Annotated in this window: 9 protein-coding genes and 1 riboswitch; of the genes, 5 read left to right on the top strand and 4 right to left on the bottom strand. The window is 44.4% G+C overall.

The window, feature by feature from the left end; translation table 11 throughout:
- Positions 1 to 227: 227 nt before the first annotated feature.
- Positions 228 to 1667, bottom strand: a complete 1440-nt coding sequence (locus BM213_RS13655) for a DDE-type integrase/transposase/recombinase (RefSeq protein ID WP_064214575.1) — start codon at positions 1665 to 1667, stop codon at positions 228 to 230.
- A 165-nt stretch (positions 1668 to 1832) separates the two neighbouring features.
- On the opposite strand from BM213_RS13655, the gene BM213_RS13650 reads away from it, so the two are divergent.
- The 3 genes from BM213_RS13650 (at position 1833) to BM213_RS13640 (ending at position 3782) form a co-directional block, all read left to right on the top strand.
- Complete coding sequence (locus tag BM213_RS13650) at positions 1833 to 2207, top strand: FixH family protein (protein ID WP_003396758.1); 375 nt, start codon at positions 1833 to 1835, stop codon at positions 2205 to 2207.
- A 72-nt stretch (positions 2208 to 2279) separates the two neighbouring features.
- Positions 2280 to 3275, top strand: a complete 996-nt coding sequence (locus BM213_RS13645; protein ID WP_091705043.1) for a YkvI family membrane protein — start codon at positions 2280 to 2282, stop codon at positions 3273 to 3275.
- A 57-nt stretch (positions 3276 to 3332) separates the two neighbouring features.
- Complete coding sequence (locus tag BM213_RS13640; RefSeq protein WP_091705045.1) at positions 3333 to 3782, top strand: hypothetical protein; 450 nt, start codon at positions 3333 to 3335, stop codon at positions 3780 to 3782.
- Positions 3783 to 3797: 15 nt separating this feature from the next.
- Here the strand turns inward: BM213_RS13640 and BM213_RS13635 are convergent, their stop codons facing one another.
- Positions 3798 to 4085 (bottom strand): hypothetical protein, encoded by a 288-nt coding sequence (locus BM213_RS13635; protein WP_244149304.1) that lies wholly within the window; start codon positions 4083 to 4085, stop codon positions 3798 to 3800.
- A gap of 173 nt (positions 4086 to 4258) precedes the next feature.
- Between BM213_RS13635 and BM213_RS15095 the strand changes: the two genes are divergently transcribed.
- The gene (locus BM213_RS15095) at positions 4259 to 4372 is read left to right on the top strand and encodes a DUF6254 family protein (protein ID WP_003396753.1); all 114 of its coding nucleotides are present in this window, start codon (positions 4259 to 4261) and stop codon (positions 4370 to 4372) included.
- A 46-nt stretch (positions 4373 to 4418) separates the two neighbouring features.
- On the opposite strand, the gene BM213_RS13630 is transcribed toward BM213_RS15095, so the two are convergent.
- Together BM213_RS13630 and phoU are read right to left on the bottom strand one after the other, a co-directional pair.
- Positions 4419 to 5330 (bottom strand): hypothetical protein, encoded by a 912-nt coding sequence (locus BM213_RS13630; RefSeq protein ID WP_091705039.1) that lies wholly within the window; start codon positions 5328 to 5330, stop codon positions 4419 to 4421.
- A 101-nt stretch (positions 5331 to 5431) separates the two neighbouring features.
- Complete coding sequence (phoU, locus tag BM213_RS13625; protein WP_004891436.1) at positions 5432 to 6091, bottom strand: phosphate signaling complex protein PhoU; 660 nt, start codon at positions 6089 to 6091, stop codon at positions 5432 to 5434.
- A gap of 139 nt (positions 6092 to 6230) precedes the next feature.
- Positions 6231 to 6275, top strand: a riboswitch (PreQ1 riboswitch).
- 75 nt (positions 6276 to 6350) lie between these two features.
- Here phoU and queC point away from each other — a divergent pair.
- Positions 6351 to 7007 carry a 7-cyano-7-deazaguanine synthase QueC gene (gene queC, locus BM213_RS13620; protein WP_091705036.1) on the top strand — a complete coding sequence of 219 codons (657 nt, stop codon included), beginning with the start codon at positions 6351 to 6353 and terminating at the stop codon, positions 7005 to 7007.
- Positions 7008 to 7081: the final 74 nt, after the last annotated feature.

Genomic DNA, 7081 nt, shown 5'->3' with positions numbered 1-7081 from the left:
GGTAGCGTCAAAAAATCTATGAAAAGTCATCATGGTCTACCTGTTGAAGGAAAATAAAGAGGATAGTGGAATTGGATTCGCCCTTGACCAACACTCGCCAAAGGAGAAAAACGGTCAGTAAGGGCAAGGGCAGAAAAGAAGGGCATAGGAAAGCAGCCCTTGCCCTATCCTGATTTTACCTTTGGCGAGGTTCGGATGGTCAAGGGTACGCTCCGCCGAATCCGTCCTTAGGATGCAGCTTGTTGGGTCAACATCTCTTGAGCCATGACAATGAGCCTTGCCCAACGTGCCGGCATATGCGGAAGGCTCTCTAATGCTGGGATGACGACCGGTACCCGTTTTTCTAACGCGCTATGCGGACGCAAGAAGTTGAAATACGCCACAAAGAGTGTGACAAAGGAAACCGAGCCTTCTTCTGCGCCAAACCCATGAGTCGGTCGGTAGTTGCCTTTAAACGTTCGGTTGAATCGTTCAATGATCTGTTTAAGTGGTCGATATTCCTCGGACACAGGATCCTCGTTTGTCAGCCCGATGACTTGACGGACATCGAAAGAAATCCCTTGTTGGGCGAAAAAGTGCTGCGCCAACAAGTAGATCGGGTTGCCATCGACGACAAAAGACAAATCTTCAGGAATGGACGGCAGTTTCTTGAGAACATCATCGATCGCACGGATGGCAGAGAGTGTATCCCGATGTGGAGAGACCCGGTAAGACAGCACGACCTTTTTCACGGCATCAAACATAAAAAACAAGTAATGCCAGCACCCTTTGACGCGGATATACGTCTCGTCGCCGCAAAAAGAACCAGACAGTTCGTAAGGAAAGTGATCGATGAAAGGTTTGACGATCAGCGCAACACTGTTGGCATAGTTGATGACGGTCTGATGAGAAATCGACAACCCATGAATGTCTTTCATGATCCTCGCTGTTTTCCGCGCGGAGAGCCCATAGTTGACGTGATACGTCAAGATGAGTCCGAGTGTATGCGAAGACACGGAAAGACGCGACAAATCCACCTTCGACTGTATCGGTGACGACGGTGCCAACGGCTGAAAATCAAAGAGAAACTCACGGAAAATGTATCGAACTTTAAAGGCATACGGCGCATGTTGAAACTGTTCTTTTTCCTGAGGTGTCATCTGTCGCAAGTTTGCTTGGTAAAACGAGCAATCATCATTCTTACATTTGTGGATGTAATAATCGTTGCGCTCTTTGATTTTCTCGAGTGCCTTTAAACAATGTGGGCACCGAAAAATCACTTGTTTGGCAAAACGGCTACGATGGTTGAAACGGCAACGACACACTTTGCATTGATACTGCCCTTTACCTCCGTTGTTGGCGTACACATAATTAGATGGCGCTTGGCACTGTGGACACGTCAATGCATCAGGCACCGTGGTTTTCGTGTTCGCGTGCCTCTTGATCGGCTTCAACGGTTTTCCGTGTTGTTGTTCGTATTCGACAAGAAGATGACGATAGTCTAAACGCGGAAGCGTTTCGATGACAGGCAGTTCATCGACTTGGAGTTTCTGATACGATTGATTCACCGGTTCTTCGTCATCCCAGTCTGTGAGGGACTTTCCAAAAAGTACACCTAGTAAATAAATAATGATTTGATATTGGGTCTTGATTATTTGAAGACATTTGATTAATAATTGAGGTAACAAGCTTGTCACTCCTTTGTTTGGATTGGGTGTGTGGTTACCTCAATCGTACCAAAAACAGCAGGGGTGGCAAGCTTTTTTTGTCGAAAACCGCATAAAATCAATAAAAACTTAGGGTATGTCTTTAAAACTTTTGACAATACCATTGTAACATGGAAGGGGATGAATATGAAAAAGTGGCTATTGTTGTTTTCGTTCGTTTTGCTCGTTGTCGCCGGTTGCGCCAATGCGGCTGAAGAAGAAACATTGGCGTATTTAGACGTCAAGATGGCGATCGAGGAGAAGCTTCCGGTCAATGAAGAAGTAGAGCTCGCTTGTTTTGCGACATACGGCGAGGAAAAAGTGACCGATGCATCGGAAGTAAAATTTGAAGTATGGAAGCACGGCGAGGAAAACCGCGAAATGATTGAAGGAACGCATGTCGGCGATGGAAAGTACGTCGCGCGTTATACGTTTCCGACAAAAGGGACGTACTCTGTCGTGGCGCATGTGACAGCGAAAAATATGCATAACATGCCAAAAGTGGACGTAGTAGTAGAATAAGAAAAACGGCGGAAAATATTCGCCGTTTTTTTTCATATATATAGAAAAAATGGACGAGTGGGGGAGAGCGTTATGTGGATGCGCGCGATGCAAATTGCGTTTGTGTATGTCGGAACCGTTGTTGGGGCAGGGTTTGCGACAGGGAAAGAAATTGTGCAATTTTTTACACAGTACGGTGCGATCGGGATGGTGACGATTGCGTTCAGCGGATGGCTATTTATTTTTTTAGGGACGCGTTTAATGATTATGGCCAATCGTCTTCATGCGCGATCGTATGAACAAATGAATGCATATTTGTTTGGGAAAGTGGGCGTCGTCGTGAACGTGTTTATGTTTTTTGTGTTATTTTCTGTCACATCTGTCATGTTGTCTGGGGCGGGGGCGGTATTTGAGGAACAGCTTCATATGCCAGCATTTGTCGGACTCGTGTTGACGGTGTTGCTCGCTTTTGTGACGATGTTGTTTGGTTTAAACGGCATTTTGAGCGTCAATCTCATTGTCGTGCCGCTTATGATCGTATTTAGTTTATCGATTTCGTTTATGAATGGGGGAGAGATCGTTTGGACAAAGCCGCCGCTTGCCGCTTTTTTCTCTCCGTTTGCGTATGTGGCGTTTAATTTAACGATGGCTCAAGTCGTTCTCGTTCCGTTAGCGGCGGAAGTGAACGATGAACGGGCGATTCGTCTTGGGGGATGGCTTGGCGGCTTATTGCTTATGTTTATTTTATTTAGCAGTCATTTCGCGCTTTCTTTACTTCCTAATTTGCTATCTTACAGCATTCCAATGGCGGAAGTCGTGAAACATTCGCTCGCTTCGTTTTATGGGCTATATGTTGTCATTATTTATGGTGAAATTTTCACTTCGTTTATCGCGGGCGTATTCGGATTACATCGGAAATTGGCGCTTTTTTCTCAAACGCCGACCTTTGTTCTCATCGTGCTTTTACTTATGATGTATGCGTTTAGTTTAGTCGGGTATCATGCGCTTTTAACCGTATTGTACCCTTTGTTTGGGTATGTTAGTATCATCTTTATTTTCTTACTTTTCTATCGAAAAATGCCTAGCTAGAAAAAAAGAAGTGTAGTACATTGAATGTAGAGGAGGTGGGAGCGCGTGAAAAAAGCGATGGTTGCTTTCGGCGTAGGCAGTTTGCTTTTATTTACGCTTGAAACGTTCCATATCATTCAATGGTATCGTGCCAGTGTATGGCCGACAGTTGTTTTTTCTTTCGGACTTATTGTTCATATATATATATTTAAGCGCGGTGTGCGGGAGCACGAAGCGTTTCTTTTATTGCCGGCTGCCATTGCGCTATGGGTGGGGGCGTTTGCGTTTAGCCAGTACTTTTTGCCTAACGACGGAACGATGTATGTGTTGGCGTTTACGATAGGATTGTTAGAATGGTGGATGTTTAGCCATGAAGCGTGGTTAAAACAGCCGCTTCTCTTTTGTTTCGGATGTAGCGTTTTGGCTAGTTTAGAAGCAGGGGAGATGCTTTTGCCGTTCGTTCTTTCCATCATCGGGATCGGGGCATACGTTTATCGCACAAAAAAAGAGCGAGCCAATGCACATTAGGCTCGCCTTTTCTCTTTATTCCACGCCAAACCGATGTAAAATTTGTTTCAGCTGATTGACGTTTTTCGCCAACACGGCTGCTTCTTTCGCAAGTTGATGGACGCTCATCGCTTGTTGTTCAAGACCGCTTGCTGTTTCGTGAACGACTTTTGTAAAGTCGTTGGCGATCGTGTAAATGTCTGTGATTGCTTCATGTAGCTCGTTGCCTTCTTTTGTCGTTTGTTTCATCAGCGTTCGATTTCGTTGAATTAAAGCGTTTAGTTCATGTGACATCGTTTGGAAATGGGCAAGACTTTCGGTCATTTTTGTTAACGAGTCGCTCGTTTGACTTCTTTCGCGACCCGTTGCACTTTTGTTTTGATTGTAGCAATTTCCTCTCCCCCTTTTCCCCTTATCTCAAATATACACAATTTTCAAACAATAAAAAAGTCATAAAAAAGAGAAAGGAACAAATGATAAAAAGAGGAGGTGGCACAATGACTCAATCGAAACGACAAAAAGAGCGACAATGGACCGTTCGTAAGCAAGCGCAAAATGAACCGCACGGGAAAGTGAAGTCGTTTGAACAACTAGCAAAAGAGGAAAAATAAATGGAAAAGGCTGTCCCAAGGAAGTTTGTGACAGCCTTTTGCGTCGTTATTTTGCTTTTAGTGCACGAATTTCGTTTTCATGTACAAGTGATCGAACAGCAAGCGACTGAATCGCGAGCTCGTGTCGTGCTTGGGTTGCGATGACATCTTCAAGTTTCTCGGACATGTCAGCGAGGTTTTGCTTGATCGTTGGGATTTCATTGACTGCTTCTAGTATTTCAAATACAGCTTGTTTAATAAGAGGAAGATCTGCGATGTCATCTTTCGTGGCCATACGTTGTTCGATGCTGGCGATATCATCTTTCGTGGCCATACGTTGTTCGATGCTGGCGATATCGTCTTTCGTGGCCATACGTTGTTCGATGCTGGCGATATCGTCTTTTGTAGCCATACGTTGTTCGATGCTGGCGATATCGTCTTTTGTAGCCATACGTTGTTCGATGCTGGCGATATCGTCTTTTGTAGCCATACGTCGCTCGATATCAGCGATATCGTCTTTTGTGGCCATCGTTTGTTCAATGTGCCCGATACGCTTGTCCATGGCGGCGATATCATCTTTTGTAGCCATACGTTGTTCGATGCTGGCGATATCGTCTTTTGTGGCCATCGTTTGTTCAATGTGCCCGATACGCTTGTCCATGGCGGCGATATCGTCTTTTGTAGCCATACGTTGCTCGATGCTGGCGATATCGTCTTTTGTGGCCATCGTTTGTTCGATGTGTTCGATACGCTTGTCCATGGCGGCGATATCGTCTTTTGTAGCCATGCGTTGCTCGATGCTAGTGATATCGTCTTTTGTGGCCATCGTTTGTTCGATGTGTTCGATACGCTTGTCCATGGCGGCGATATCATCTTTTGTAGCCATACGTTGTTCGATGCTGGCGATATCGTCTTTTGTAGCCATATGTTTGCGTAGCGATGCAAGTTCATCGAAAATACGTTTGAGCATCTCATCCATGTTCACTCACCTCCCCCCGACACGATTATATCATCATCGACAGGAAAAATCGACAAATGAAAACGTACCTCAAATCATATAAAGATGAGGCACGTTCAAGTTTAATAATTCAAATCAATACGAATTCCTTTAACGCTATATAAAATATTTTCAGCGATATTAGTAACATGGTCGCCGGCGCGCTCAAGATTGCGCGTCACGAAAGATAATTGTGTAATTTGGTTCGTGAACTCTGGCTTTTCGCTCATCAAATCAATTAACTCTTGAATGATTTTTCCTTGCAGTTCATCGACCCGATCATCTTCTAGTGCGATGCGTTTCGCTTCTTCAATATCATCGTTATGGAACGCATGAAGCGCATGATCTAACATTTCGTTGACGATAGCCGCCATTTCAGGGATGTGAACGATCGGTTTTACGTGCGGTTCTGTGCCGATAAATTTGACGGATTTGGCGATGTTTACAGCGATATCTCCGATGCGTTCTACATCAGATGAAATTTTTAGCGCAACAATTAATCGGCGTAAATCGGATGCGACCGGTTGTTGCTTTAAAATCGTCATAATCGCAAGCTCATTAATTTCGCGCTCAAACTCATTAATTTTTTTATCATTTTCGATAATTTCGTCCGCTTTCGCCAAATCTTGTGTTTTGAGTGCTTCAATTGCTTCGTGTAAAGCATGTTGGGAAGCAGACACCATCGTCATTAATTTTTCGCGCAGTTGTTGAAGCGCTGCATCAAATGTAGGGCGTTTTGTCATGTTGAATCACCTAACTTTTTTTGTTGTTATTATATCCTGAAAACAGTTCACAAATAAAGCATAATTTTTTTTGTAGAATGAATATATGTTTTATGATATATTGTTAGGCGTACAATTGAAGAAGAATTCTGTGCGCGGCGCAGGAGAGGTTCTAGAACACCCTCTATAAAAAAACTAGGGATAGCTATGTCCGTAGAGGGATAGCTTTTTTGTTTTAGAACGCTCTTTCTTCTCACGATGTTAGAAAGGGGAGCGAAAGATGAAAAAAGAAAAAGCAGTCGTCGTGTTTAGCGGCGGCCAAGATAGCACGACTTGTTTATTTTGGGCGAAAAAACATTTCGCTGAAGTGGAAGCGGTGACGTTTGACTATAACCAACGCCACCGGCTTGAAATTGACGTTGCCGCTTCGATTGCTAAAGAGCTGAATGTACCCCATACGGTGCTTGATATGTCGCTATTAAATCAGCTCGCACCAAATGCGCTTACAAGAAGCGATATAGCAATCGAGCAAAAAGAAGGACAATTGCCGTCCACGTTTGTCGATGGGCGTAATTTATTGTTTTTATCATTTGCAGCCGTGCTTGCCAAACAAAAAGGGGCACGCCATCTCGTCACAGGGGTATGTGAAACAGATTTTAGCGGCTATCCGGACTGTCGCGATGTATTTATTAAATCGTTAAACGTGACGCTCAATTTAGCAATGGATTACGAATTTGTCATTCATACGCCGCTTATGTGGCTCAATAAAGCGGAAACGTGGAAGCTTGCTGATGAGTTGGGAGCGCTTGAATTTGTGCGCGATAAGACGCTCACGTGCTACAACGGCATCATCGCAGACGGCTGCGGCGAATGCCCGGCGTGCGTGTTGCGCAAGCGAGGTTTTGAACAATATATGAGTCAACTACCCACCACTTAAAGCCTAACGGCTTTTGAAGTGGGGGCTTGCCAAGCCCTAGTTGACTACCCTCAGCCATTCAATGGCTACGTTGG

Origin of the sequence: Anoxybacillus pushchinoensis (assembly GCF_900111795.1) — a bacterium.
GTDB lineage: Bacteria > Bacillota > Bacilli > Bacillales > Anoxybacillaceae > Anoxybacillus > Anoxybacillus pushchinoensis.
The sequence above is the reverse complement of the archived record's forward strand: the minus strand, read 5'-3'. Positions and strand labels throughout refer to the sequence as shown.

What these genes read in the sequence shown, in the direction of transcription:
- BM213_RS13640 (WP_091705045.1), top strand. Translation starts at nt 3,333, where the DNA reads ATGGTTGCTTTCGGCGTAGGCAGTTTGCTTTTATTTACGCTTGAAACG.
- BM213_RS15095 (WP_003396753.1), top strand. Translation starts at nt 4,259, where the DNA reads ATGACTCAATCGAAACGACAAAAAGAGCGACAATGGACCGTTCGTAAG.
- BM213_RS13635 (WP_244149304.1), bottom strand. Translation starts at nt 4,085, where the DNA reads ATGACCGAAAGTCTTGCCCATTTCCAAACGATGTCACATGAACTAAAC.
- BM213_RS13630 (WP_091705039.1), bottom strand. Translation starts at nt 5,330, where the DNA reads ATGGATGAGATGCTCAAACGTATTTTCGATGAACTTGCATCGCTACGC.
- BM213_RS13645 (WP_091705043.1), top strand. Translation starts at nt 2,280, where the DNA reads ATGTGGATGCGCGCGATGCAAATTGCGTTTGTGTATGTCGGAACCGTT.
- queC (WP_091705036.1), top strand. Translation starts at nt 6,351, where the DNA reads ATGAAAAAAGAAAAAGCAGTCGTCGTGTTTAGCGGCGGCCAAGATAGC.
- BM213_RS13650 (WP_003396758.1), top strand. Translation starts at nt 1,833, where the DNA reads ATGAAAAAGTGGCTATTGTTGTTTTCGTTCGTTTTGCTCGTTGTCGCC.
- phoU (WP_004891436.1), bottom strand. Translation starts at nt 6,091, where the DNA reads ATGACAAAACGCCCTACATTTGATGCAGCGCTTCAACAACTGCGCGAA.